This is a genomic window from Deltaproteobacteria bacterium (genome assembly GCA_017302835.1).
Lineage (GTDB): Bacteria > Bdellovibrionota > Bdellovibrionia > Bdellovibrionales > Bdellovibrionaceae > UBA2316.
On the sequence record JAFLCC010000020.1, the window covers coordinates 21,326 to 47,618 of the forward strand.

General features: G+C 37.9%; 25 protein-coding genes and 1 tRNA gene. 7 read left to right on the top strand and 19 right to left on the bottom strand.

The window, feature by feature from the left end:
* Nucleotides 1–13: 13 nt before the first annotated feature.
* From J0M15_15155 to J0M15_15165, 3 genes are read right to left on the bottom strand one after another with little or no spacing between them, the layout of a single operon-like run.
* Complete coding sequence (locus J0M15_15155) at nucleotides 14–886, bottom strand: SH3 domain-containing protein (GenBank protein ID MBN8538390.1); 873 nt, start codon at nucleotides 884–886, stop codon at nucleotides 14–16.
* Complete coding sequence (locus tag J0M15_15160) at nucleotides 877–1,578, bottom strand: polyprenol monophosphomannose synthase (GenBank protein MBN8538391.1); 702 nt, start codon at nucleotides 1,576–1,578, stop codon at nucleotides 877–879. The genes J0M15_15155 and J0M15_15160 overlap by 10 nt, the downstream gene beginning before the upstream one ends.
* Nucleotides 1,579–1,619: 41 nt before the next feature.
* Nucleotides 1,620–1,985 carry a hypothetical protein gene (locus J0M15_15165; protein MBN8538392.1) on the bottom strand — a complete coding sequence of 122 codons (366 nt, stop codon included), beginning with the start codon at nucleotides 1,983–1,985 and terminating at the stop codon, nucleotides 1,620–1,622.
* A gap of 143 nt (nucleotides 1,986–2,128) precedes the next feature.
* Here J0M15_15165 and J0M15_15170 point away from each other — a divergent pair, with 143 nt between their 5' ends.
* Both J0M15_15170 and J0M15_15175 read left to right on the top strand, forming a co-directional pair.
* Complete coding sequence (locus J0M15_15170) at nucleotides 2,129–2,788, top strand: hypothetical protein (GenBank protein ID MBN8538393.1); 660 nt, start codon at nucleotides 2,129–2,131, stop codon at nucleotides 2,786–2,788.
* Nucleotides 2,789–2,822: 34 nt separating this feature from the next.
* Nucleotides 2,823–3,371, top strand: coding sequence for a YIP1 family protein (locus J0M15_15175; GenBank protein MBN8538394.1), 549 nt, complete (start codon nucleotides 2,823–2,825; stop codon nucleotides 3,369–3,371).
* A gap of 18 nt (nucleotides 3,372–3,389) precedes the next feature.
* Here J0M15_15175 and dut read toward each other — a convergent pair whose 3' ends face one another.
* The 13 genes from dut to J0M15_15240 all read right to left on the bottom strand — a co-directional run bounded on the left by dut (nucleotide 3,390) and on the right by J0M15_15240 (nucleotide 18,334).
* Nucleotides 3,390–3,830, bottom strand: a complete 441-nt coding sequence (gene dut / locus J0M15_15180) for a dUTP diphosphatase (GenBank protein MBN8538395.1) — start codon at nucleotides 3,828–3,830, stop codon at nucleotides 3,390–3,392.
* Nucleotides 3,831–3,886: 56 nt separating this feature from the next.
* Nucleotides 3,887–5,176 carry an insulinase family protein gene (locus J0M15_15185; protein ID MBN8538396.1) on the bottom strand — a complete coding sequence of 430 codons (1,290 nt, stop codon included), beginning with the start codon at nucleotides 5,174–5,176 and terminating at the stop codon, nucleotides 3,887–3,889.
* Nucleotides 5,177–5,224: 48 nt separating this feature from the next.
* Nucleotides 5,225–7,318, bottom strand: a complete 2,094-nt coding sequence (gene pnp, locus J0M15_15190) for a polyribonucleotide nucleotidyltransferase (protein MBN8538397.1) — start codon at nucleotides 7,316–7,318, stop codon at nucleotides 5,225–5,227.
* Nucleotides 7,319–7,335: 17 nt separating this feature from the next.
* Complete coding sequence (gene rpsO / locus J0M15_15195; GenBank protein MBN8538398.1) at nucleotides 7,336–7,605, bottom strand: 30S ribosomal protein S15; 270 nt, start codon at nucleotides 7,603–7,605, stop codon at nucleotides 7,336–7,338.
* 234 nt (nucleotides 7,606–7,839) lie between these two features.
* A complete protein-coding gene (locus tag J0M15_15200; GenBank protein ID MBN8538399.1) occupies nucleotides 7,840–9,159 on the bottom strand; it encodes a hypothetical protein in 1,320 nt (439 codons plus the stop codon).
* A gap of 60 nt (nucleotides 9,160–9,219) precedes the next feature.
* Entirely contained in the window at nucleotides 9,220–10,146 is a 927-nt protein-coding gene (gene truB / locus J0M15_15205) for a tRNA pseudouridine(55) synthase TruB (GenBank protein ID MBN8538400.1), read from the bottom strand.
* Nucleotides 10,147–10,151: 5 nt separating this feature from the next.
* Nucleotides 10,152–10,580: a ribosome-binding factor A gene (locus J0M15_15210; protein MBN8538401.1), complete on the bottom strand. Its 429-nt coding sequence runs from the start codon at nucleotides 10,578–10,580 to the stop codon at nucleotides 10,152–10,154.
* Between the two features lie 13 nt (nucleotides 10,581–10,593).
* Nucleotides 10,594–13,632: a translation initiation factor IF-2 gene (gene infB, locus J0M15_15215; GenBank protein MBN8538402.1), complete on the bottom strand. Its 3,039-nt coding sequence runs from the start codon at nucleotides 13,630–13,632 to the stop codon at nucleotides 10,594–10,596.
* 46 nt (nucleotides 13,633–13,678) lie between these two features.
* On the bottom strand, nucleotides 13,679–15,064 hold the full coding sequence (nusA, locus tag J0M15_15220; GenBank protein MBN8538403.1) for a transcription termination/antitermination protein NusA: 1,386 nt from the start codon (nucleotides 15,062–15,064) through the stop codon (nucleotides 13,679–13,681).
* 19 nt (nucleotides 15,065–15,083) lie between these two features.
* On the bottom strand, nucleotides 15,084–15,602 hold the full coding sequence (locus J0M15_15225) for a ribosome maturation factor RimP (protein ID MBN8538404.1): 519 nt from the start codon (nucleotides 15,600–15,602) through the stop codon (nucleotides 15,084–15,086).
* 187 nt (nucleotides 15,603–15,789) lie between these two features.
* The gene (locus tag J0M15_15230; GenBank protein ID MBN8538405.1) at nucleotides 15,790–16,263 is read right to left on the bottom strand and encodes a hypothetical protein; all 474 of its coding nucleotides are present in this window, start codon (nucleotides 16,261–16,263) and stop codon (nucleotides 15,790–15,792) included.
* 15 nt (nucleotides 16,264–16,278) lie between these two features.
* On the bottom strand, nucleotides 16,279–16,992 hold the full coding sequence (locus tag J0M15_15235; GenBank protein ID MBN8538406.1) for a hypothetical protein: 714 nt from the start codon (nucleotides 16,990–16,992) through the stop codon (nucleotides 16,279–16,281).
* 43 nt (nucleotides 16,993–17,035) lie between these two features.
* A complete protein-coding gene (locus J0M15_15240; protein MBN8538407.1) occupies nucleotides 17,036–18,334 on the bottom strand; it encodes a hypothetical protein in 1,299 nt (432 codons plus the stop codon).
* A gap of 250 nt (nucleotides 18,335–18,584) precedes the next feature.
* Here J0M15_15240 and J0M15_15245 point away from each other — a divergent pair.
* Nucleotides 18,585–18,671 (top strand) — tRNA-Leu (locus J0M15_15245).
* A gap of 335 nt (nucleotides 18,672–19,006) precedes the next feature.
* Here J0M15_15245 and J0M15_15250 read toward each other — a convergent pair.
* Nucleotides 19,007–19,327 (bottom strand): hypothetical protein, encoded by a 321-nt coding sequence (locus J0M15_15250; GenBank protein MBN8538408.1) that lies wholly within the window; start codon nucleotides 19,325–19,327, stop codon nucleotides 19,007–19,009.
* A 377-nt stretch (nucleotides 19,328–19,704) separates the two neighbouring features.
* Here J0M15_15250 and J0M15_15255 point away from each other — a divergent pair, with 377 nt between their 5' ends.
* Both J0M15_15255 and J0M15_15260 read left to right on the top strand, forming a co-directional pair.
* On the top strand, nucleotides 19,705–19,905 hold the full coding sequence (locus tag J0M15_15255; protein ID MBN8538409.1) for a hypothetical protein: 201 nt from the start codon (nucleotides 19,705–19,707) through the stop codon (nucleotides 19,903–19,905).
* A gap of 499 nt (nucleotides 19,906–20,404) precedes the next feature.
* Complete coding sequence (locus J0M15_15260; GenBank protein MBN8538410.1) at nucleotides 20,405–21,412, top strand: hypothetical protein; 1,008 nt, start codon at nucleotides 20,405–20,407, stop codon at nucleotides 21,410–21,412.
* 594 nt (nucleotides 21,413–22,006) lie between these two features.
* Here J0M15_15260 and J0M15_15265 read toward each other — a convergent pair.
* Nucleotides 22,007–22,381 carry a hypothetical protein gene (locus tag J0M15_15265; protein ID MBN8538411.1) on the bottom strand — a complete coding sequence of 125 codons (375 nt, stop codon included), beginning with the start codon at nucleotides 22,379–22,381 and terminating at the stop codon, nucleotides 22,007–22,009.
* A 500-nt stretch (nucleotides 22,382–22,881) separates the two neighbouring features.
* Between J0M15_15265 and J0M15_15270 the strand changes: the two genes are divergently transcribed.
* Nucleotides 22,882–23,478 (top strand): TetR/AcrR family transcriptional regulator, encoded by a 597-nt coding sequence (locus tag J0M15_15270; GenBank protein MBN8538412.1) that lies wholly within the window; start codon nucleotides 22,882–22,884, stop codon nucleotides 23,476–23,478.
* Between the two features lies 1 nt (nucleotide 23,479).
* Here J0M15_15270 and J0M15_15275 read toward each other — a convergent pair whose 3' ends face one another.
* A complete protein-coding gene (locus tag J0M15_15275) occupies nucleotides 23,480–24,961 on the bottom strand; it encodes a hypothetical protein (protein MBN8538413.1) in 1,482 nt (493 codons plus the stop codon).
* A gap of 322 nt (nucleotides 24,962–25,283) precedes the next feature.
* On the opposite strand from J0M15_15275, the gene J0M15_15280 reads away from it, so the two are divergent.
* The gene (locus J0M15_15280; GenBank protein MBN8538414.1) at nucleotides 25,284–26,138 is read left to right on the top strand and encodes a ChaN family lipoprotein; all 855 of its coding nucleotides are present in this window, start codon (nucleotides 25,284–25,286) and stop codon (nucleotides 26,136–26,138) included.
* Nucleotides 26,139–26,293 lie beyond the last annotated feature (155 nt).

The window sequence follows — 26,293 nt, forward strand, 5'->3', positions numbered from 1 at the left end:
TTCAAACACGAGCTTAAAATTCAAATAAGGCCGATAAATTATAGGCAAAATACCTTTGGGCTTCAATGTAATATTTGACATCAGACCTGATGGACATGTTATTGATTCTAAAAGCCAAACCTAAACGTAAAAGAACTCCCAAAGTCATGTCATCCATTGGATAATCTGTAGTATAGGAGTTCGTCGTATTCCTTAGAGAAGTGACAAAATGCGAGTACCTAAACATTGGACCAAATCCATAACTTATAAAATGAATCTTACTTTGCGGATAAATAGTATCAAAAGTAAAATCAGTATGAAGGATCCACCCGCTAGCTTTTTCTTTAGTGATTTCTTCATAATATTTTGGCGCACCAAAATAGAGTAAAATACTGGCATCTGTAGACATTTCCCCAGAAAATAAAGTGTTCATACCGACCACGCGATACCCTATCAGAGTTAAATTGGCAGTCCGATGCTGACTCATGGTATCCTCAGCATAATTCATTTGCTCGATGATAATTCCCCGGTATCGACTTGTATAAAAAGGTTTTCTTGGCTTTTCTTTAGATGCTTTCTTTTCGGCCGGTTTTTCTTTTAAATTTCTTCTTTGTACTTGTTTCTTTTCCTTTGATATCAATTGAATTTCTGAATCAGATACATACCCGCTCATTCCTGGTTTAACAGAAACGAAATAAAAAACATTTGCAAATTTTTTTGTCGAAATATTAAAAAGCTTGCCTCGAGGCAACTCTGCAATAACTGGCGCATTGAAATCAGGAGAAGAGTAAACATAGGGGTATTCACCGGTGACTTTGGCCATTTGGTTTTGTGCCAGAATTTTAAAGCTAAATAGTCCAATCAAGGCCAAAACAAATTTAGCGACAGTTAGGGGGCTTACAACCATTTAATTTGCCAAACCTTATAAAAGGCCTCCAGAACTATTTTCATAGACATTTTGCTTTTTCCAACTCGACGGTCTTCAAACACAATGGGAACTTCCTGAAATTTAAATCCATTTTTACAGGCTTTATATTTTAACTCAATTTGAAAACTATACCCATTTGAACTGACCCGATCTAAACCTATTTTTCTTAGTACACTCTGGTTCCAAGAGTTAAAGCCACCCGTCCAATCATTAATGGGAAACCCCAAGATCCATCGTGAATAAAGACTTCCTCCCTTTGAGATTATTTTCCTCAAAATCCCCCAATTCACAGTTTCTCCGCCGGGAACATAGCGGGAACCTATGCAAAAATCACATTCAGACCAAGCCTGTTGATGTTTTTTTAAATCTATGGGTCGATGGGAAAAATCAGCATCCATTTCTATAAGATATTCATAGTTTCTTTCTAGCCCCCATTTAAACCCAGAGATATACGCCCGACCCAAACCTTCCTTTTTTTCTCTTAACAATAAATTTACTTGATTTGGAAATTCTTTAGACAATTGTAAAACGATATCAGAAGTTCCATCCGGCGAACTATCATCTACAATTAAAATATGAAATCCTAAGTCCTGCTTTAGAATCTCTCTGATAATGGTTTCGATGTTTTCTTTTTCATTATAGGTAGGTATAATAACAAGTGAATTATTCATGCTTGAAATCTAGATTTTTTTTTTCTAGGTAGCAAGTTCTTTTAGGTTTTTCGCGTTGGCAAATTTAATGGGAAAAATAAATTTTTTATTTCATCTTTTTTGCGATCTGCCAATTTCGCTTTCACCTTCTCACAAGCTAAGGCTTTGTTTTTCATATACAAAACAGGATCAAAACCACACTTTTGGCAAATTAAAAAGAGACGCCAACGGGTTTGTAGACAAATTTCGCCAATAATAAGATTGACCGCAAAAATTAATAAAAAACTGGGACTCAGTTCTAAAGTTATAAAATAATTTATACAAATTGCAACAATCAGAGCTAAAAAAACATGTCCAAAAGAAAGATGTTTTCTATCAAAAAACATTTTTGGAGATTTACAAAATGCACAGTATCCATGAACCTTCATACTTTATATTTTAGTTACCTTTTCCAGAACTTTGTTCTTTTTTGTAAAACTCAGACCATATCTAGACTGACAACCTCTTGGACTAAGGCACAGATTCCATAATTCCTATTTCGACTGTCCTCTTCATGGTTTAAACTTGACTCATGCTAGGTTCATTAAATTTCACTTTTCTTTTTTCTATAGTTTTAATTTTAACGTTCCTTCCTCCCAAAGGAAACACTTCCGAAGATGATCCCTATGAAATTACTTATGACCAACTTATTGATAAGATTAGATCCAAGCAGAAGAACTACACTCAAAAAAGAGCTCTCACTGCCTGGGATCAAGTATCCATCTATCCCAGTTTTAGTTTTATTCAATCAATGATTCAGATTAATTCAAAAGAAAAACAAAATTATTTTCAAAACGGCATGCAGATTGGAATTGGCATGGAATTATTCTCAACATCCTGGTTTGCAGAAACAGCCTATCGTAATTTTGGAGTTACCAAATCAAATAGTTATGAATTAACACTCAGAGAGTTGGATTTCAAAGTTGGTTACAAAAACCTCATCACCAACTCCATGGACTTACGGGCCTCTGTTGGTGTCAGCACTAGGAATTTTCGTCTAACAAACGAAGAGATAGGTTTCCATGACGAAAGTAAGAACCCCGCTTTAATCTCGGCACTGGGAATCTTTTCAACTATCCAAGATGCACCTTTAATCTTAGGCATGGAAGCTAATTACCGTAGCCTTCTCGTTTCCAGTCCATCGGATAAAGGTTCCCTTGGACTTGATCTTATTTTTATGGGATATTTTTAAGAGAAAGATTAAATTTTAATGACGGAAGACACTCATGATTTTTTTTAGCAATCTTCAGTTTAAATCAAAAAAAAGCATCGTTTTTCTTTTATGGTTTTTTAAAAACCCCCTTGAACAAATTAAAAAATTACCTGATTGGTCTTTACGCAACCTCCTTATCGTTCACTTTCTTTTTTCCATATTTTCTGGTTTTTTAGCTGGAGCTGTTAGCCTTAACAAGTGGAATATCTTTTTTGGAATTTTAATTTTTCCATTTATTTCCCTCGTTCTTACTGTGGTTTTATCCACTTTTTTTTATTATTATTTTCAAGTTTTTGAAAGAAGAACTGTTAGCTTTTTAAAGATTTTAACTATTGTTATATTTGCTAACTTCCCATTTTTCATTTTACAGATTGCTTCCAACTATATTTCATCCGTAAGCCTCATTGGTTTATTATTTACTGGAATGCTCATTATTGTGGGGTTAACAGAAAACTTAAAAATGTCAAAAAAAAGAGCCCTACGCCTTGTTGGAGTCATTTGGTTCATCATTCTCTTGGTCTGGATATGGAACAAAATCTCAGTCTCTAAAATGGATTTCTGAGAGCCTATTTAAAAAGCCTTAGGCTCTTCCCGTAGAGCCAAAGCCACCAAGGCCTCTTTCTGTTTCACTTAAGCTTTCTTTCAAATCGAATTCAGCTTGCAACACGGGACACAATACCAGCTGGGCGATACGATCCTGATCTGAAATTTCTATGGGTTCTTTTCCTAAATTAATAAGAATAATTTTAACCTCTCCACGATAATCAGCATCAATGGTTCCCGGAGTGTTGAGTAAGGTCATTCCCTGCTTAATTGCCCAACCACTACGAGGTCGTGCTTGAATTTCAAAGCCTTCAGGGAGTTCAAAACTGAGACCTGTAGGAACTAAAGCACGCTCTCCAGGATTTAAAATCACTTTTTGACTTAACTGCGCCCTCACATCAAAACCACTCGAGCTTTTAGATTGATAAGAAGGAAGATCGCCCTTGTAGTTTTCTAATTTTTTAACTTTAATTTTCACTTTTTTATTCCTTTTAAATTCTTATATTCCCAATTTTTCTAATATTCCTTATTTACCTATTCAAACTGAGTCCACCATTGAGATTTTTTTTCAACACCTGGCCCCATTAATATTCCAGATAATTTACTCATATCTAAATATTTTTCAATATATTCATGTACTGAATCAAAATTAATTTTTTCTATTTCCCTTTGAATCATTTTTACACTTTTACTTTTTTTAAAAATCAATTCATTGACAGCTAAGGAATTCATTCTGTTTTCAATATCTTCAGAACCTAACAACACGCTTCCCTTTATTTGATTTTTGTAAAACTCAACATCTTTTTTTGAGACTCCCTTTTTCTTAATTTCCTTTAAATCTTTAAAGATAACTCTCATCAATTCTTGAACTTTCTTCCCATCACAGGCTGCTTGCACCGTTAAAAAACCAGCATCTTTCATGGTGTGAAGCGAGCTTTGAATGGAATAGGCTAAGCCCTTTTGTTCACGAACACTTTGAAATAATTTGGAAGTCATCCCCCCACCAATAAGTGAGTTAACAATAAAAGCTTCCATTCTTAGCTCATCCGTAAAAGTCGAAGAAGGGATGGCTAACAACACATGGGTCTGTTCAATTTTCTTTTCCTTCACCATTCGAATCAAATTAAAAACAGGCCTCTCATGACCTTTTTCATTGATCAGTGCCTCCGAAGATATAGTTTTAAATTGTTTATTTTTTTTAAACTGTTGATTTAAAAAGTTTTCTATTTTTTTATGATCGAGGTTTCCAGCACAACTGATAACCAAATTTTTACCGTGATAAAAAGAATGATAATATTCGTAAACTTGCTTTTCATTTAAATGGTGAATTGTAGAAATTTTTCCTAAAATAGGTTTACCTAAAGGATGATCTTTATAAACGCCTTCTAATAAATAGTCGTAAATGATATCATCTGGGGCGTCCTCGCTCATTCCAATCTCTTGAATCACCACACTTTTTTCAGTCTTAAAGTCCTTTTCTGTGAACTTCATGTTTGAAGTGATATCAATTAAAACATCCAAGGCCGTTTTCCAATTTTCCTTTAAAACCAAACCATGGAAGCAAGTATGTTCTTTAGAGGTAAAAGCGTTTAAATCCCCCCCGTAGGATTCTAAAGACTGGGCAATTTCTAAAGCAGATCTATTTTTTGTTCCTTTAAAAGTTAAGTGCTCTAAAAAATGAGTCACACCAGCCAGTTTTGGATTTTCAAAACGAGAGCCTATATTGAGCCAAAAACCCACTGAAAATGACATAGAATACGGATGCTGTTCTGTTACCAGCGTCGCTCCACCTTCAAGGACTGATTTATTAAATTGAACTTTCATGAAAAACATCTTCTTATTAGAAATAAGAAGATGCAAGAATTGATTTGGCTATTGAAGTAAGGCTTTTCGAGAAAGCTTCACTCTTCCCGCCCTGTCCACTTCCAAAACTTTGACATCAATCATGTCACCTTCTTTTAAAACATCAGTAACTTGACGAACTCGTTCATTAGAAATTTCAGAGATATGCAACAACCCCTGGGTATTTGGAAATATCTCCACAAAAGCTCCAAATTCAGCGATTTTGACAACTTTACCTTTATAGGTTTTTCCCACTTCGGCTTCAGCACAAATAGCATTGATCATTTCAATAGCTTTTTTAGTAGCTTCAGGATCACTGGATGCCACATGGACAGTTCCATCATCTTCAATATCGATTTTAACTCCTGTAGCTTCAGTGATTCCACGAATGACTTTTCCACCAGCACCGATAACTTCACGGATTTTGTCTGGTTTAATTTTAAGAGTTTCAATCCTTGGAGCGAAATCTGAAATTTGACCCCGCGAAACTTTAATTACTTTTTCCATTTCACCTAAAATATGAACTCTTCCCACGCGAGCCTGCTCTAACGCTTGCTCCATAACAGAAAAACTTACAGAATCGATTTTAATATCCATCTGAAGTGCCGTGATCCCCGAAGTTGTTCCAGCTACTTTAAAATCCATATCTCCTAAGTAATCTTCATCGCCTAGGATATCCGTAAGAACCGCCACTCTTTCATTTTCTTTGATAAGTCCCATTGCAATTCCTGCAACATTGCCTTTAATATGAACTCCCGCATCTAGCAATGATAGAGTTGCTGAGCAGACCGTTCCCATAGAGCTCGACCCATTACTTTCAAGAACATCACTCACAATTCGAATCGTATAGGGGAATTGAGCATGATCAGGAATAACAGCCTTGATGGCTCTTTCAGCTAAATTTCCATGACCAATCTCTCTTCTTCCCTGCCCACCAAAGCGTCCAACCTCTCCAACAGAAAATGGAGGAAAATTGTAGTGTAATAAAAATTGTTTTTTCACATTTCCATGCAAGGAATCAATTAATTGTTCATCGTCTCCAGTACCTAAAGTTACTGTTCCCAAAACTTGAGTCTCTCCCCTTGTGAACAGCCCTGAGCCATGGGCTCGAGGTAAAATTCCAACTTCACAGGCAATAGGTCTAACCGTTTTTACATCCCTACCATCCATACGATAGCCGGTATCTAGAATCTGAGACCTCGCTACCTTGTACTTCACATCTTCAGCTAACACCGCAAGATCCTTAGCTCGCAAAGCTTTTAATTCCTTATCTGCTTCTGACTCCACAAAGGTCTTTTTCAAAGAATCTACGGCCTCGGAAACAGCAGCATGTCTTTCGCTTTTTTCTTTAATTTTAAATGCAGAGGAAATTAATTCCGTCAATTTAGGCTCCACCTGAGCCTTAAAACCAGAATCAACTTGAGGCACTGAAAAAGATCTTTTCGTTTTTGAACCCGTCTTTTCCCTTAATTCATCCTGGGCATTTAGAAAGGGAATTAAAGCTTGATGAGCGAACCTTAGCGTCGCCATGGCATCTGATTCGCTGATGAATTTACATTCACCTTCAACCATCAAAATACCCTGTCTTGTTCCTGCCACAATTATATCCATATCTGATTTTTCAAGCTGCATGGGAGTAGGGTTTGCGATAAACTGCCCCTCCACACGTCCCACCTGAACAGAGGCTACAGGTCCGTCAAAGGGAATATCCGAAATATGCAAAGCAGAGCTTGCTCCTAAGGAAGATAAAACTTCAACTGGATAACTTCCATCGGCACTTAAAACGGTAGCAACTACTTGCGTTTCATTTCTATATCCCTCTGGGAACTTAGGTCGAAGAGGCCTATCGATGAGTCTTGCGATAAGAACTTGTTCGTTAGAGGGCCTACCCTCTCTTTTAAAGTACCCACCAGGAATTTTCCCTGTGGCATAGAACTTTTCAATATACTCTACGGTTAAAGGGAAAAAATCTAAGTTTGAGGCTTCTTTTTTAGAAACAACCGTTACTAAGACGATATTGTTTCCGCATGAAACTAAAACTGACCCGTCAGCTTGCTTTGCAAGTCTTCCGGTTTCGATGGTAATTTGCTTACCGCCGACAGAAGTGGTTACTGTCGTTTTCATCAAAACTCCTTTTTCGATTATTTTCTAATTTCTAAATCAACCAGAATTTGTTCATATTTTTTAGCATCTGTTTTCTTTAGGTAGTCTAATAACTTTCTTCTACGGTTAACCGCTTTGATCAATCCCAACTGAGAGTGGTTATCCTTTTTGTGAGTTAGAAAATGACCTGAAAGGTGATTTATCTTCTCGGTTAAAAGCGCTACTTGAACTTCTGATGACCCTGTGTCATTTGCATGCCTTCGAAAGCCTGATAGAATTTGTTCTTTTACTGATTTATGGACTGCCATTAAAGTCTCCTTTTGATTGATTAAACCCTTTTTTAGGGTCCTCATTCCTAATTAGGAACGAAAAAATGTTGTTAGATTTTTTAAAGTCTTCGCTTTTAGTAATAGCCTCATGAAGGTCATGGCTGACCCAAAAAAAGCCCTAAAAAAGACTTTAAAACTTAAATAAGTCATTGATTTATCTTTATTTAATTATTAGGTCAATAATAATATTCTTAGATTGATTTAAATATAATATTAATCTTTTTGACAATAGTATTGGAGGCCATAGTTGCCTACATCCAAAGCCTTTTTTAAGTAAACTTCATTTCCTTCCACCCTATCAATTTCAATTGGATTTGTTGAATCTGAAGAAATTTCAATATCTAACTTTCCGTCTCCATCCTTGTCTTTAGGCTCACACTCAAGCATTATGACTTTAACTAGGTCTTGAACTTTTTTCCCTATAGAGTTCAATTGTGACCCGTAATCATTCTCGCAAACACTGCCAATGATTCCCTTTGTTATATTTGAAAGAAAACTATAAACCTTCCCATAATTTTCATTATTGTTCATTTTCAAACAGATCTCATCCCCATCTTTTACAATAATGGAATGAAACTGGAACTTTTTGTCTCCCCAATTTGTTGCCAGATATTTCATTAGCTCGCCTGGTTTATTCTTTTTATTTATCACAGGTTTCCCCAGATCATCTTCCCATGGAGATTCATCTGCATCACTGATAACAATCACATTAAAAGTACTCCCAGCTCGCAACAGCTTGCTTGTTCTTTTTAGATCTCTTTCAAGGAATCGGTACGTTGCAAAAATTCCTTGCTCATAAATAGAACCAAGTTCCGTTCTTTGAATCGTTTCTCCAAAAGCCTGCTCGACTGCACTTTTCTCCATCTTTGAATTAAGGATATAGGTACTTAGGGAATTAAATTTCAAAAGTTTTCCATCACTAGTTAGAGAATAGGGATCATCCACGTCTGTTGTCACGATACCCATTTGCCAGTCAAGTCCATTGATAGAATTGATAAATGTAGAAACTCTTTCTGCCATATTTTTTTGTTCAAACTTCATCGATACAGAGTTGTCCACAACGAAAAGAATATCTACCTTTTCAGGTGCATTCACTTTTAAACTCAAAGATTTTTTTTCAAAGCTTTTAGGAACTGGAGGATTCACGACTACTGGTGGAGGCACCACTGGAGGTGTGACCACCACTGGGGGAGGAGGAGAAGGAGTCGCGACCGGTGGGGATACTGTTGCTGGAGGAACGACTGTTGCTGGAGGAGGTGACACAGCAGGAGGAGGTGACACAGCAGGAGGAGGTGACACAGCAGGAGGAGGTGACACAGCAGGAGGAACGACAACCGGTATAGTTGCCCCAGGACCAGGAAGAGGTTCTGGATCTGAATGGGGCGATCCAGAAGAAGAATTATCATCAGCATTAATGGTCGTATTATTTTTTTTTAATTCAATATCTCCTCGTTGCCCGCAATTGTTAAAAGCTAAATTAAGGAAGACAAATAGAACTGTTATTTTGGCTAGTCTTATATTTTTTGTTTTCATACCTAGCTCGTCGGAAGGTAGAGCCAAAACATGACTAAAATTGGATAAAAATCAGAAATGCTAGACCATAGGCTTGCTTTTAAATACCTTTTTAATCCTTAAGTCTGGTTTATTCTGAACAATAGATATCAGCTCATTCTGAAAATGACAGAATATAAACTCTGCATTCACATTTAAATTGAGAAGTCTACTTTTCAAATCATAGCTCAAAAGTCCATTTTCCATAGGCACAATGTCTTGAGGACTTAGGTTATAGATATAAAAAGATTGTACGAGTTCTTTTTGTTCAATGTAAGATTTGGGTTTTAGGTTTTTTCCTAGGTCATTTTCGATTTCCAATAAACTTTGCGATCTATCTATTGTGTATTTATCAATGGCTTCTCTTTTTAGATTTACTAAAGTGGCTCCCACGTTTAGCCGCTCACCCAATTGAAATATCCAGCTACGAATATAGCTACCCTTGCTACACCAAAGATCCAAACTTACACGAGGCGAACGGACCTTTATATTATCTAAATCCCAAAAATTCATCGCCTTTTTGGGACCTAAAAAACTTTCCACTTCTAGTTCCTTTTTCTCTCTAGCCACTTCATACAATTTGACGCCATTTATTTTTTTTGCCGAGTACATTGGAATTTCAAATTCTTGAGGCCCCTGAAGACTTAACACACTCAACCTGATCATTTCTTCATTCAAAGAATCTATTGAATTTTGTTTTAAGATTTTTCCAGTGATATCCCAGGTATCCGTTTGGCAACCTAGCATCAACTCTAGAGAGTATTTTTTGTTCTCATTTCCCAGATAAGGTAAGAGTTTCACTGAAGGGCCTACAAGACACATTAAAAGACCCGTCGCCATAGGGTCCAATGTTCCCGTATGACCTATTTGTTTATCTTTGATTAACTTTCGAAGTTTAAAAACCACATCATGAGAGGTCATTCCCTGTTCTTTATGAATGAGAAAAGCTCCATTAAATATTCCAGGCATTAAGGCTATTCTTCATCATTTTTAGTAGAAATTTGAGTCAAGATTTTATCGACTTGAATGACCTTATCGACGCTTTCATCATGATAAAATCTTAATTTTGGCACATATCTTAGCTTTAACTCCTTAGAAATTTTATCTTGAAATTCAAAAGCATACTGATTCAGGAGCTCTGCCACTTCCTCCGAGGAAGAAATTTCTTCAGTCTCAACTTTCTCAATTCTTGGCCTTAGAGAATCCAGTTCTTCTTTATTCCACTTAGGCAAAGTTGAAATATAAACCTTAGCACTTCGTAAATCTGCAGCCATCATCACTTTGGTCACATTAACAAATAAGCCCAGCGGTTGAGAAAAACCATGTATGAGATACATCCCCAAAACTGACTGAACTTCTTTTTCTACCCTTTGCACACGCCGATTATCGTTGGTGTTTTTCATACAAACTGAACCCTTAAGCATTTAGCTCTGCAGTCAATTCCCTAGCCACTTCTTCTTTAATAAAAGCTTCAATTTGATCACCGATTTTAACATCATTAAAGTTTTCAATACCCACGCCGCACTCAAAACCTTGAGCCACTTCCTTAGCATCATCTTTGAATCGTTTTAATGAAGCCAATTTCCCTTCGTAAACTATCTTTCCATCCCTGATAAGGCGAACTGAATTAGACCTTTGGACTTTTCCATCAATAACAAAACAACCTGCAATCGTTCCAAGTTTAGGAACATTGAAAATATTTCTAACCTCAACTCGACCCATCACCTTTTCAACAACATCTGGAGTCAACATTCCTGTCATGGCTTTTTTAATATCGTCCATTAACTCATAAACAATGGAATAGGTTCTGATTTCAATTCCAAATTGTTTCGCTTTGCTTTGCGCTCCTGTATCAGGCCTTACATTAAAGCCGATAATAATACCTTTTGAGGTATTTGCCAGTAAAACGTCTGACTCGCTGATGCCACCAACTCCTGCATGTAACACTCTGGTTTTAACTTCTTTTGTAGAAGCCTTAGCTAACATTCCTAAAATGGCCTCTAAAGACCCATGAACATCGGCTTTTAAAATAATCGCCAGTTCCTTCACATCACCTTTATTAACCTTAGAAAAAATATCTTCTAATGTTAATTTAGCTTTTCCAGATTGAGTCAACTTATCCGCATGTTCTTTTCTTATCGCAGCTACTTTTTCAGCTTGAACTTCACTTTCTACAACGTCAAATCTGTCACCAGCTGATGGGGTTGTCTCCAAACCCAAAACTTCCACTGGCAAACCCGGGCCCATAGATTCGACTCGTTCGCCACGGTCGTTCATCAAACTCTTAATTTTTCCTTTAACCAAACCTGCAACAATGAATTGGCCCACTTTTACAGATCCATCTTTAACTAGAAGAGTCGCCACCGGACCCTTTCCTTTTTCCAGCTTAGATTCGATGACAATACCTGTACCTGAACGCAAAGGATTGGCCTTAAGTTCCTGCATTTCCGCAACCAAAGTAATTTGCTCTAGTAACTCCTTGATGCCTTCTTTTTTCAACGCAGACACTGGACAAAAAATAGTAGTACCACCCCATTCCTCCGGAACGAGTTCAAATTCTGTTAACTGCTGCTTGATTCTTTCAGGATTAGCTCCAGGTTTGTCCATTTTATTTATGGCCACAATGATGGGCACATTTGCTGCTTTTGCATGATTGATAGCTTCGGCAGTTTGAGGCATCAATCCATCATCCGCTGCAACGACAATAATGGCAATATCTGTGGCGTTGGCTCCCCTGGCTCTCATTGCCGTGAAGGCCTCATGTCCTGGAGTATCTAAAAAGGTAATGGTTTTTCCATCTTCTAGTTTCACATTATAAGCCCCAATGTGCTGAGTGATCCCACCCGCCTCACCTGAAGCCACATTGGCCTTCCTGATAACATCAAGCAAAGATGTTTTTCCGTGATCAACATGCCCCATGACCGTGACCACTGGAGGCCTGAACACCTTTTCTGCATTCATTTCTCCAAAAGCAGTTTCTCCTAAAAATTCATCCGCAGTTCTCAGAACATTTTGAGCTTCCCATCCAAATTCGGGAACAATCAAAGCGATGGTATCAAAGTCAAGCTCTGTACTCATGCTGGCCATCACTCCACTAGTCATTAGGGCTTTAGTTAATTGTGGAGCTTTGATTCCTAACTCATTGCAAACGTCAGATAATTTCATCGAACCATAAACTTTTAAAATTCTTTTCGAGGCTTTTGGTGTTGTAATTTGTGTTTGCAGGGCTTGTCTTTCAAGGGTTCCTTTTTTCTTCTTTGGTTGAAATACCATTTCCCGTTTTCTAAATTCAACAGCATTAAACTCTTTAATCTCTTCTAACTCTTTTTCTTTTGGAGTCAGAGTCGGAGCTGCCCCTTCAAGTTTTTTGCTCTTTTTATCAAAATTCTTTTTACCCTTTTGATCGTCAGAATAATCTTCAATGATTGGCGCCGCTGGAGCCGCAACAAAACCAGCTCGGAGGCCTCTGTTTTGAACCCCTCCTGGCCTTGGCGCTGAAGAGGGTCTAACTCCACCACCACCGGGGATAAAACCGCCTGTTGAGCGATTAACAAAACCCTCTGGTCGGTACTCCCTTGGACCCGAACCTCCACCATATTGGCCACCTGAAGATGGCGGGGCCTGCACCCTCGATAGGTCCATTCTTCCAACAATATTCCGCTTGGGTTGCATGGGCGTTGAATTTGAAGAAACTCCACTGGCCCCAACAGAAACTTCTTTTTTTCTCGCCACGGGAACGGATGAACCTGGCACCGCAGCTGAGCCTGTCACTGAAGTCTTAGCTTCCACTTTAGGTTCTGCTTTAGGTTCTGCTTTAATTTCCGCTTTAACTTCCACACTTGGCTCAACAACAGATTCTGCTTTCAAATCAGAAGGTGTCTCTTTTTTAGGTTCAACCTTTTTAAGTTCAACTCTTGCTTCGATCTTATGATCTTTTTTAATTTCAGCAGTTAGCTCCGCTTTAGGTTCAGCCTTCATTTCCATTTGTTTTTCGGCAGGCTTGATTTTACTTGAATTAACAACCTCTGGAAATGGAGAGGTCACAGGTATTTTTTCATTTTCAAATTCAGGTTCAAGCTCACTCACTTCTGGTTTTGGAGTTACTTTTTTGATAATCCTTGCCGCTCCTGGCTTTGCTGGAGGTAACAACTCTTCTTCCGAATCCTTTGATTTCCTTCTGACCACTGTGGATTTTCCATGAATATCTTTTGAAGTATCTGGCTCCACTTCAGTCACTTTTTTGGGAGTCACCTTACGAGTGGTTACTTTTTTAGGTTTATCCTCTGATTTCTTATCGTTGCCACGAAGTTTTAATCTGATTTGTTCTAAGACTTCTGGATCAAGTTCAGCCATATGACTTTTAACAGGAAAATGCCACTCACGGATTTTGTCCATAAGCGCCAGTGGAGTCATACCGATCTCTTTAGCAAACTCAAATACTTTTGGATTGGCCACGAATATTTATCCTTCCCTTTATACAGTAGTTCTAAAAACGACTTATTTACTCTTCTTTTTGAAGTTTTTGTAATTCTTCTTTTAATCTTTGATCAGCTTGTTCTTTTGCTGATGCATTTGGTTTAGTTTCTTTACTTACCTGTGCTGGTTTAGGCACAGGCGTACCCTCTTTTTCATATTTTTCAATAAGATCTTTGGCCGACTGAATCAGTTTGTCAGCTTTTTCTGGATCTTCATAGCCAGGAATACCCATCACTTCTTGAGTGGCTGCTGAGCACAAGGCTTGAAATGAGCCAAATCCAGATTGAAAAATATTTTGCGCCATTGTTTGAGTCATTCCAGGAATCAACATCAAATTGAAAATAGCTTCCGCTGTTCTTGATGAAGCCACCGCATCGGAAATAATATCAATTCTCCAGCCTGTAAGTTTGGCCGCTAACCTCACATTCACGCCTCTTTTTCCAATCGCTAAACTCAATTGAGTATCTGGAACGACAATTTCAATTTCTTTATTTGTCTCATCTAAAAAAACTCTGGATATCTCTGCTGGAGCTAAAGCATTGCAAACAAATCTGGTAATGTCTTCATTCCAAGGAACAATATCAATTTTTTCACCTTTTAGCTCTTGCACTATATTCTGAACTCGACTCCCTTTCATCCCAACGCAAGCTCCGACAGGATCCACAGATGAATCATTGGATCGAACAGCAATCTTGGCTCTCACTCCAGGCTCTCTCGCTGCCGATAAAATCTCGACAATTCCATCATAGATTTCGGGAACTTCCATTTCAAAAAGCTTAATAAGATACTCTTCGCTCGCCCTTGACATAATAATTTGTGGTCCTTTGGTTGTTTGACGGACTTCCATCAAAAACCCTTGGATCCTATCTCCTGGCTTATACTGCTCACCTGGAATTTGTTCTCGAGGAGGGATATGGGCCTCTGTTCGCCCGAGGTCCACGATCAAAGAACCTCTCTCTACTCTACGAGCAATACCTGAAGCGACTTCCCCTTTTCGCTGTTCAAACTCACTAAAAATAATATCGCGCTCAGCATCCCGCACTTTTTGCAAAATAATTTGCTTAGCTGTTTGCGCAGCTATCCGACCTAAATCACCCACTTCCATTTTAATTCCAATGGAATCATTAAGCTGAGCTTGAGGATCCAATTTTTTTGCTTCTTCTAGAGGAATTTCAACTTCTTCATCAATAAACTTTTCTTTTTCAACAACTTCTTTAAATTCAAATAATTCGACTTCCCCAGAATCTTCATTATAACTGGCTTCGATTTCTCTATAGGTTCCAAATTTCTTTCTGGCCGCCGTTAACAAGGCATCACAAACAGCATCCACAACAATTTGTTTTTCAATACCCTTATCTTTTCCAACGGCTTCAATAACTTTTGATAAATCAGTAAAAATATTTTCTGCCATAGTTCCTCTTCCTAATTTTCTATTTATGTTTTTTCTTATTATTTTTTTCTAATTCAAAAACGACTTTGGCTTTTTCTACAGCTTCCAAGGGGATCTTCAACTCCCCCTCAGGAATTGTAAAAAAAAGCATTTTATCTACGTAGGCACTTAACAGGTGCTCTACAGTTTTTGTTTTTTTCCAACGATCAAACTCAACACCCACATTTTCTAAGGCTGTATTCGTTTTAATTCTAACTTTTTTTCCAACCGCCTTTTTAAAATGCCACTCTTTTTTAAGTACGCGTTCTAATCCAGGAGTGGATACTTCAAGCTGATAATGCTCCCCTGGTATTATATTTTCGACATCTAAAATTAAACTCAACCCCTTAGAAACATTTTCACAATCTTGAATACTCGCTTGTGGTTCTCGATCTATATAGATTCTCAAAACTCTTGAGGAAAACTCAATATCATAAAGGACACACCCTTCTCTAATGGCTATATCTGAGGCTAAATGTTCAACTTTTTTAAGCCAGCCCTTGTGTTCATGGCTTTCCATTGTATCGTCTATGGTAACGTCTATGACTTCATCTGTAGTTTCATCTGTGATTTCAGCTAAGAATTTATTTGTTATTTCATTTTCAAAATTATCGGACATTGAGACCCCAAAAAATAAAAAAGTGGGTATTTACCCACTCCGTCATATGTCCTAACAAAAGTTTTGGCTATAATCAAGCCGTAAACATCTATATCTTATTATAGACATAGATGAGGGCATGCCCTCCATCTGGATAGTACTTTTTTCTTTTTGCATTTTTGTGAAAACCAACTCTTTCATACAGTCTGATGGCTCCTTGATTTTTTTCATGCACCTCCAGCCACCACTGCTTAATGTGACGGTTCGTGTCAAGCAAGGTGCTTAAGGTTTGAAAAACGACTTCTGTCGGAGTTCCTTTGGTTTTCATTACTATATAAATTTCGGCTTCTGGTGGAATTTCTTTGTATAAAACAAGTACTTTCAGAATGTCGTCTTTACAAGAAAACCCAAAGAGAGTGCCAGTCTCATTTTTCAACTCACCCATAATCTGAGTCGTCGTCCAATTAAAACCAAGCAATTTCTGATCGCCCCAACTGGCTAGCAAGTTTTTAACATCCTCTTTCGAATTTGGCTCATGAGATATTTTGTACGAGCCAAGATATTGAGAAGTATTATGTTTCACTTGTGGAAATTATCCTTAATGAGAATAGTTTTTGACCTTATATTTTTTCTTAATAACTTCAAACCAGACTGTTAATCTTTCTTCCAACTGTTGTTGGGTTAAGAATGTCCTAATATTTTCTTTAAATTGAGAGAAGGCTATTTGACCAAATTTGAGTCTATTTTTTTCAAAATATTCTTTAGCTTCTTGGTCAGAAATAAATCCCTTCATTGAATCAGACTTTATTTTAATAAATTTTTTTGCGATGATCTTTCTTTTTAGAAATTTCTCAAATTCCATTTGTGAAACCTGAAGTCTTTTCCAATCAGAATTATTTATTGTTTTTTTTGTAATTCTTTCTGAAACTTCTTTAAATTCTTCTTCGCTGATTTGAGTCATTTCAAAAACCAAGGATTCATTCCAAACAACAATCTCTAGTAAAACTTGAGTGATCTCTGAAAAAAATTTCGCATCGTCAATAGCAATAAGTTTTAACTCCTTATCTGCCCCTAATGCTTTTTCTAGTAAATTAACTATTTGAACTTCTCTTGAGGTGACAATTTGATCGCCAGCAACTCCGACTATTTTAGAAAGCACCATGGGAGGTGCTTCTATTATTTTAGCATTATTTAAGTTTATTTTTTCAGGTTGAGACGACTGAATCTCCTCAGTTTGAGCCCCCTGAGCTAAACAAAAAAACAAACAAAAACCTATAACACGCATCCCATAACCAAGACAATTACCTTCCATGATTAAAGACTATCAAGACCTGCAGCAAAGGCCAATGAATTTCTTAAAACCCAACCTTAGCGCTCACACTAAATAAAGAAGCATTTAATTGCTCCAAAGGAGTCCCATAATAAGGTTGATAAACAAATGCCGAATTATCTTTTCTTGAATATATGTTAAAGAGATACCGATAATCCACACCTAAAGAAAATTTGTGATTAAATACAATGTCAGCACCAACGTTGAGACCAAAATCTACCGCATGGGAATTTGTACTTTCACTATTATTGTTATAATAACCATTGTTGTAATAGTTGTTATAACCGTAATTATTGTTACTCCAAGCATAGGTTCTGTAATTATATTGCATCAGCCCACCCAAAAATGGTTTCACCATCCCAGTGAACATAAAGTATTTTAAACCCAAAGAAGCTGCGTATTGGTTTACATCCATATTAGGAGCTGTAAATCCATTAGTGTAAACCGGAATCATATTATAATTCGAAAAAATTAAAGAACCTTCCACGGCATAGGTCTCATCATATTTAGTTCCAAAAGTAGCGCCTAAGGAATAATTACCACGTACGTTGCTAGCATCTGGATAATCTGGAAACCCTACCAAAGCCGTGAAATATTTTCGCTCTATGGAAGTTACCTCTGCTTCTTGCTCTGCCTTAAGAGCCGATTGAATCTCGTTCTTAATCGTCTCTCGTGATAAGCTTTCGTGGTCTTCTTTGTCTGAGCTAGCTACCACAGGGACCGGAGTTGGCTGGACAATTTGCACAGGAATAGGTTGAATCGCTGCCGGTGACTGCTGTACCTGTTGAGACAAGGGAGATGGCTGCTGCTGCGAGTTTAGTGTTTGTTGCTGGTTGCCAAGCTGCTCGAATTTACTTCCGAATAAAACGTCAGCCCGTCGTTTTTCATCTTCCAAACGAGAAGTTTCTAATTTTTCAACTATCTTCGTCTCTGTCTGAGCTTCTGCATCTACCCTGGATTTCCTCATTTGCTCTGCCTTGGATTCAACTAAAGGAGAAGCTTCGACAAAAGTTGTGGGTTGTTTTTGAACTATTGTACTTTGTGATTGCTGGGACTCATTATTGTTCGATGCCACAGCTGATGAAGAAGGTGTGGCTTGATTGACAATATAAATTGGCTGTGGGGCCTGAATATTTTGAGTAGGAACTGTTTGTCTTCTTTGAGTTGATACGCTTCTCGAACCATCCCGGTGTTGTTTGTTTTTTACCGGCTCGGCGTACAACTGATCTAATTCAGAATCCACTTCGTTATCTAATGCCGAGCCCTGCCCAAAACCCACCCCTGGGAATATGAAAAGGACCGCAAGGATAAATAAAAACTTCATAAAAACTCCTCGAGGTTAATTTTTCTTCCGTTTTGCATAACAGCAATCTTTGCGCCAATAAGTTTCAAAAGCCTTTAATTTTATTAACTTATTGAATTAAATAATCTTTCAATGTTATTGGCTCAATTTCAAGATGACCCTACTAGATAAAAAGGTGAGGGAATTTAAGGCGCACCATGAAAATATTTCTTGAATTGCCTATTTGATTTTTGTACAAAGGTGCTTACTTTAATTTTCGTCTTTATCCTACGGCCCTGTGGTGGAATTGGTAGACGCGCTGGACTCAAAATCCAGTATTCGCAAGAATGTGGGAGTTCGATTCTCCCCGGGGCCACCATTTTAAACTTCTAAACAATTACTTTTAAAATCTTCGTATTCACCTAAATTTTTAACTGAACAAAAACGATAACGATATCGCCTATCAATCATTCGTCTCGTTCAGAATCTTTAGAGAAATACCGATTATGAATCCGATGCCGAACACTTCTCAGCGAATCAATTTTACTATCAAATACCCTGACTTTAAGGGCCGAAATACATTCACCCTTTTAAAAGTCATTCATTATAGCGATGGCACGTCCAAAAAAGGCCGAGATCCAGAATTGAAGAATGGCGCCAGATATTCTGCGCGCCGTCCTTTTCTCAATCAAGGGTCACTCGGTCAAAAAGATTCTATTTACGTTTACAAGAAAATTGCTCGCCTCTAAAAGTAGCTACAATTGAGGTAATTTTTTCATCAATTACCAAAACAGTATCTCCCTCTTCGTGAACAAATGAAATTCTCAAACCACCAAAGATAGGTGTAACTTTGCCCGTTGTACTATCAATATTAGCAATTTCTTTACCTTGTTTATTTGTAACGACTATCTCTCCGTATTTCGTAGATGCCGCTAATTGTTTGCCTGAGGGGCTTACACAGCCATAGCTGTTAGCAACACGATTGTCAGCTCTCACAAAGAACGCTGCGGTTAAAATGAAAAAAATCATTTTCATAAAATCTCCAGTTATTTTGGTTAAGTTTCTTATCAAATCTAGAGTATACTTATACCAAGTCTTTAAAATTGTAGTTATGTACAAAAATATGGCATAAAGAAACTTCCATATTCACGCCTAGGATGGGTCCAAAATCCAATCTTAAACGGCTTAATTTTGGTTTTAGGTTGTGAGCCTTTTAATCAGCCTACTGCCGCTGACTAAAACTTAGGGCTTAAATGAGCGAGTGGTACACTCTTCGCCTTTTAAAAACCTATAAGCGATTTTAAAACCGGTCCTGGCCAAAAGCTTCATCTGGGGGGACCAAATGAGCATTTAAAACCATTACTTTTTATTCGCCTTGATTAATTCAAAACAGAAAGCAAAAAAGACGCTTTTTGTTTACCAATGTAAATTCAAAATTGGCCTTTAACGTGCGGTCGTGGCTTTTGTTTTTGTCCGTGATTTTTTCTTATCCCGTTGCCGAGCTTTGGGGCCGAACATTGACAGGGAAACAATTTTTAGAAATGTGCGGAGCCTTTATTCTCATTGTTGGCGTGGATTTTTTAAGCGTGTGGATAAAGGCTTATCCCGAATAAAAGGAAATGGAACGAATTGAGCGGGAAGCATTTGGCCGCAGAAAAAGTCGTTAAGTCAATTCTTTGATTGTCGCCAATCATATTACTATAAGGAGGTGCTCATGGAAAACATAGTCTTAAAACCTAATCAAATTAAATCCCACAGTTGCTGAAACTCTCTTCTGTTTGGAACCAGATCTTAGCCGTTAATCAAGTTGTTGATAATGGGTTCAGAGACCTAATATCTGACAAAAGTATCCAAGCCCAGATAAAGATCCGTCAGTCAGTCGATGTAACATCATCTTGCAATGGAAGAATATTGATCAATCGCAAGCGATTGAAACCCCATAGTCCAAAAACGGCTCACTCCAACCCGGACCTATCAAGAATCGGCTTCTAAATAAATCAAAAAATATTGCAGTAACAACAAATTGAGTCACGCATAACTCTGGCCTTCGTTCGGGCCGACTCTCGATCAATTCCTATATCTTTTGGTGCAATTTTTGAAATAAGTTTTTGCATGAACAAGAATGGTATTAAGAAAAGCATTATATTAAGTTTAATTGCACTAAGTTTGTACAAAGATTGTGCAGTTGCACAACAAAGTTGTGCAACCTTATATCTAAGATCTCAAGATGAAACAGCTATTAACTTGGCAATACGCTCAGTCACTAACGCAGACCGATTTGATCGTATGTTTGAAGCCGACGTAGGAACAACGCCAAAGAATATATTGCGGAATTATATTGAAGAAAATAGTGGCGCGGGTGTGATCAATAAAAGGTTAGAACAAGGAAGATACTCTGTGGCGTTAATGGCACCTCAAAAATATCTTAGATCTATATTAACCTCTGGATTTAAAAATTTTCACGAAACGGGTTACAGCGAAGGACTTGAAAATTTAAGTGTTAGAAAATCGGTCGAAATGAGTTTGTCTGGATTATCTGAAGTTGTTTATCAAGGAATCAAACCCGATGAAAAGCCTATTTATGCCATGCTTTGGCCTGATTTAAATAGTAAGGATAGACATGCCACTAAACCTGAATATGGTGATATCGTATTTATTTTAAAAAAGGCAAATATCCTTAATCGCACAACTTGGTCACCTTTAGACAGTTTTGATTTGGTTCGCGATCAACATCACTCAAGAATTTACGCTGGTGAGATTATTTATAGCGATAAATTGCGATGGTATCAGCGGTTTATTCCAATGGCCAGGTTTCCGCTAGCAACGATTTTCACGCATGAATATGATAAAGTTTCTATGTCCACAAGACCGTTAAACAGATCATACCTTCCAAAACAAATTTCTGTAGCTGATAAAGTTCTTTGGTTCGTACGACCAACGAGAGCAAACAGTTACCTTGAATTTCAAATTTGGGGGTCAGTAAAGGCAGAAGACATAGAAGCTATAGTTTTTCTGCAAAAACCACCAAACGAGGAGAGCGTGAAAGATTTAAAAAAGCTCGGGATCAAAATTTTTAATGGCCAGAGTGGGCAACGAGTACTTTGGGATGTGTCCATGTAACCCTTGTATAATAGTCAGTTAAGAATAAGAAACTTTAGCTTTTAATTACTGGAATTTATTTCTGTCTCGATTTGTAGGACCTTTTGGCCCGGCATTGAGACTACTGCTAAAAAAATTTAAATCAATATTTGAAAACTGCAAAGATCAGAAGGGCTGATTATTTCAAGTCAGCCCTTACCAATCAAACAAGTGACATCGATGCACCTAAATTCTCTAGTTCCACAGAGTCTAAAATCAAATTAAACAACTTTTAAGGATTAATCGTCATCAAAAAATCCAAATAAAGAAAAAACTCCGCACTAGTCTAAGTGCATTTCAATACAGCAAAAAACCATCAATTCAGTGCAATCATGATCCCTCGAAAGTGGCTACTATAAAAATGTATTGCGGACAACTTCTCCGATTCCCTAGCCACAATTATGGCAATTCCAAGAGCGAAAACTATTCTAACAAATTGCACCAATGCCGTGTAACCACTCTTTACTTCGCGTTATTGCAAAATCTAATACTTTGCAATAACGCGAAGTAAAGAGTGGTTACAGTAAAGAGTGGTTACAGTAGATCTCAAAATTAATAAATGTGTTCGACCTCAAACTAGTTTGAAATGACGGAGACGCATTGAACTTTATACTCGAAGTCTTGGTCTACCACAATAGAACCGACGTAGTTTGAACTTATACCGTTCGATACTAATTCGCCCCACTGGTCACCATCTGCGCTATTAAAGCGAATTTTGTTAAAACCTGTATTTATAAAGATGCTTGTTGTCTGAACTCCGCTGGTTCTGGACTTTGTGCCAAAATATATTTTTTCTTGTCCAAAACCACGCACCGGACCGACTAAAGTGATCTTTTGTATACATCTCGATTTTCCCTTGCAGGGGTCAATCGGAATACAATTTACAGAAAGTTGACTCGCTCCAAAACTGAGTTGGGCAATCATTACCAAAATTACTGTTAGTTTTTTCAAGTTTCCTCCTAGTTCATGGGTTTAATAAAAGGGTTGCCATATATGTTTTCTAGACTACACCCAGTCGCATTTGCTCGAACGTACACAATAGCGCGATACTTTGCCTTTAAGGTGCAAAGCAGGTCTACTTGGTATGATTGGCCTACCTGAATAGGTCGGACGTCCTGGGCCGCGCAACGGGCAGCGCTGTATGCAGATAACTTCTCAGTTGCAGCTTTTGCAACTACCCATTCGCAAGAGTATGGTTTAACTACCATATTCTGTCCGAAGGTTTTGAAACTCACTAGGACACAGCTGATAAAAACTCCTATAACTTGTTTCATTGGATTTCCTTCATTTTTTAATTGAGGCATTTATTTGCCTGTTTAATATTGACAATATGTATTAAAGAATTGACTAAATGTCAATTCTTGTAGACATTTTGAAAAAATTAGCCATTATGTAATAATATGCGACAGAAAAAGTATAGACCTCAGGCTCAAGATCTATTTGAGTTGAAAGTGTCTAAGTCCCAGGAACAACAAATAAAAATCATTGAGGCCGCTATTTCATCATTTGCGGTTAAAGGACTTGAAAAAACAACTTACACCTATTTGGCAAAACTCTGTGGGATCAGCCGTCCTTTAATTCATCACTATTTCCCGGCTCTAGAAGACTTATTTCTCTTAACTGCCAGATATGTACGTGAAACTCTACTGAAGTTAGCTATCGATGAAATGCAAAAAAATGATTTGAAAGACCCTGTTGCGCAACTAAATGGATACTCTCGAGGATGTTTAAATTGGGTAAGGGACTATCCTCATCAATGTAGTTTTTGGTTTCTTTATTATTATCAGTCCAGTCGATCAAGTTTGGCTCGTAAGGAAAATACGGAACTCGTTACGGCTGGCCACAATCGAATTACTTCCCTATTGGAGCAGGGTAACCAATTGGGCATTTGGAAAATTGCAGATTGTACCTATGAAGCTAAGAAGATTCAAGTGCTGGTGACCGGAGTGATGGTTTCGTGTATGACAGAAGATGGGTATCTTTCTTTGGAAAAAGCAGCCGACATTTTTTTTGACTATTTTCAAAAAATGAAAATTAAAACTAAATAGTCTATTTTCCTACGGAAACTAGGCGGTCGCTCAGGCGTTCAAAAAATGAGTTTCGGTATGAAATTTGCTCAAACTCATCAAAATATTGAAACATTTTATCCAACTCAGGTTCACTTATTCTTAGTCTGAAGCGGTTCAATAGTGCTTTCGATAATGTTTGACCATTTCCCATTAGCACATTCCAGTTCTCTGAGGTCGGATTTCCTGAACCTAATTTATCTGGAGTAATTTGCTCATGCAGCCCAAATCCAAGCGATTGATAAAATCTATCTGACGAGCTGCCTTCGCTAGCGTAAGTTCCTATGCGTGTGGCGGGCCCTGCAGCGCCCGCTTCTTTTCGTACTAGGCGTGCAATGTGAAAATAGAGTGCGGGTGCTGTTAAGCCGCGCAAGCCCGGCGGAAGATCGCGATCAGGAATCATGGCAAAATTCCCGGGCTCGATGAAAAATCCTAAATCTTTTTCACCTAAAGGGAGTCGATTTACGTCGTCTAGTCGTTCACGGGAGTATGTGCGACCCAATACTTTTTCAAATGGGGCTGGAATCGATAATAAGCCATCTTGAGTTGAAGCTACCGTCGTTGATGCGATGTCTGATGCTGGGACGTTAATTTCGTTTTGCGAAAATACGTTTTTCCAGACATCAGGTCGCCAATTGGGAATACCAAAGGAAAGTGATTTTTCACTCGGATTCTCTGCCTGCATTCTGAAACCTGGAAGAAAGTGTTTTTCCGTCGCAAGAAGCGCCCTGGCCAGTTCGTCAATTTTGTCTTGCGGTAGGCCAGCTTCAGCTAAGGAACGGCGAAGGGAATAAGGGGTACTAATTAGTCGAATGCTGCCTATGATACGTCCTTGGCCTCCTTGTTGTCCTTTCTCTCGCACGACAACATAGGTGGATTGCGATGCGTAATTAAATGCAACATAGAATAACTTTTGCAAAAAACTGGGTGGCCAACCTTTATCAGAAATATAGCGTTCAAAAACGAAATTGAGTTGTTCTAAAATAATTTGAATCATGTCACCAGCGCCGCGGCCAATTAGTAAATTAGTTTCCTTTTCTGTTCCATGAAGTTTCTCTTTCTGTCGTAATAGTTTTTGAAGTTTCGGGTCAACGGCTTCAAGTTCGACAGAACTAGTTTTTGATTTAATCAGTGGCCGAATAATTTCAACTTCAAAACTTTCATAGTCATAGACAGTTTTGGCATAACCTTTAGTAGTTATAGTATCGGAGACGAGAACAGATTTTCCGCCACGAGTTGATGATGTTAGGTATGAGCTAACAATAGAAATAGGGAACTCTTCTGATTTTCTATCCACGGGATTTAATAATAGTTCCAATACTTGGCGGTTCGTCAGAGGAACTCGCTTTTTCCCTTCATAAAAGGAACGGCATTCCGACGCATTTGTCCCTAGCGAAAACATCACTAAAAATAAGAATGCCAATATTCGGCAGACATTTGTCGTCAAAAGCATAGCGAAAGACATTTATTCTCCTTAGGAGTTTCCTATGGTCAATAAATGCAATGGGGGGACCTAAGCCAGGAGTCAATTCGGTCGCGCGCTTGAACTCCCAGTCGACTTTCTAAGAAGACCGCAGTTTCTATTGCCACAATTTATTAGTGAGAATCTATAAAATTGGCCAAATCAAATTAAAAGAGACCTCAATAAACGAGTACTTGCTAAGAAACCTAAATGGCTGTTCAATTTTTTTCAATTTAACTAAATGTAAAAATCGACTACAGCACTATTGGATAATCGCTAATAAGATTGGTTAGGAGGCGGTACAATTTTCGCAATAGCAATTAGAGTGAAATCGCTAGGAAACTCTATTCTTTTTATAGTACTTTTTTTAAGCCATCTGGTGCAGGCTTCTAATACTTCAAGCTCTTTTCTAAGTTGCCTTCAATTTTTTTTAAAGGGTCAGCCACTTCAAATTACCCCGCCGTTCCCTAAAGAGAAAGAATCTTTAATCGAATATATCAAAAAAACTGCATCTGCCCCTAGTCTTTCAGGGTATGTTGAGAGCGCAAAAGTCGTTTTTATAGGCGAACACCACCCAAACGAATCATCTAGGAAATACGTAATTTCTCAGCTTGGTGACCTTAAAGAAAAGGGATTCACAGTATTGGCCCTTGAGATGTTTAACTCAAAGAATCAAGAACTTCTAGATCGGTTTTCTAAGAACGAAGCGAGCTCAAAAGATCTTTTGATGTACCTTAAAGCCGAATGGGGATGGAGACCTGAAACCTACGTTGCCCTTCTTGAAGAAGCTAAGAAATTGGGAATGAAATTAGTAGCTATTGATGACCGGACCGGTGGCGATACGCCAGCTAGGGACCAGAATATGGCCCAAGTATTAGCCAAGTTGGTAGTAGAGCAACCAGAAACCAAAATTGTAGTTTTTAGTGGTGGTATTCATGCATCCCTAGAATCTCGGGAACGAATGCATTTCCTCTTCAAAAAGAAAACAGGCTTGCCGACTTTCAGTATAATGATTGATTGGAAAAACGATTTTAATCGAAATGTCGCAGACGGGTTTCCCAACGAATCTGTTTATGCTCTTGTTGGGGATGCCTTCGATAGCTCAGGAATACTTACATCAACATTTGTTCATTTTGATCGAGACCGATACTTTTTTGATGCCTACCTATTTCAACCTTAGCAGATTTAGAATTATTTTGCTCTTTTGCTTTGTACATCAACAAACCTCCCCACATTTTGGTATTTGGTAAAAATTGTTAGCCTGACTTCAGTCCATAACTGTAGGAGGTTTTCATATGAAGTGTTGGGTCTCTGCTGGCAGAGCAGAAAAAAAAC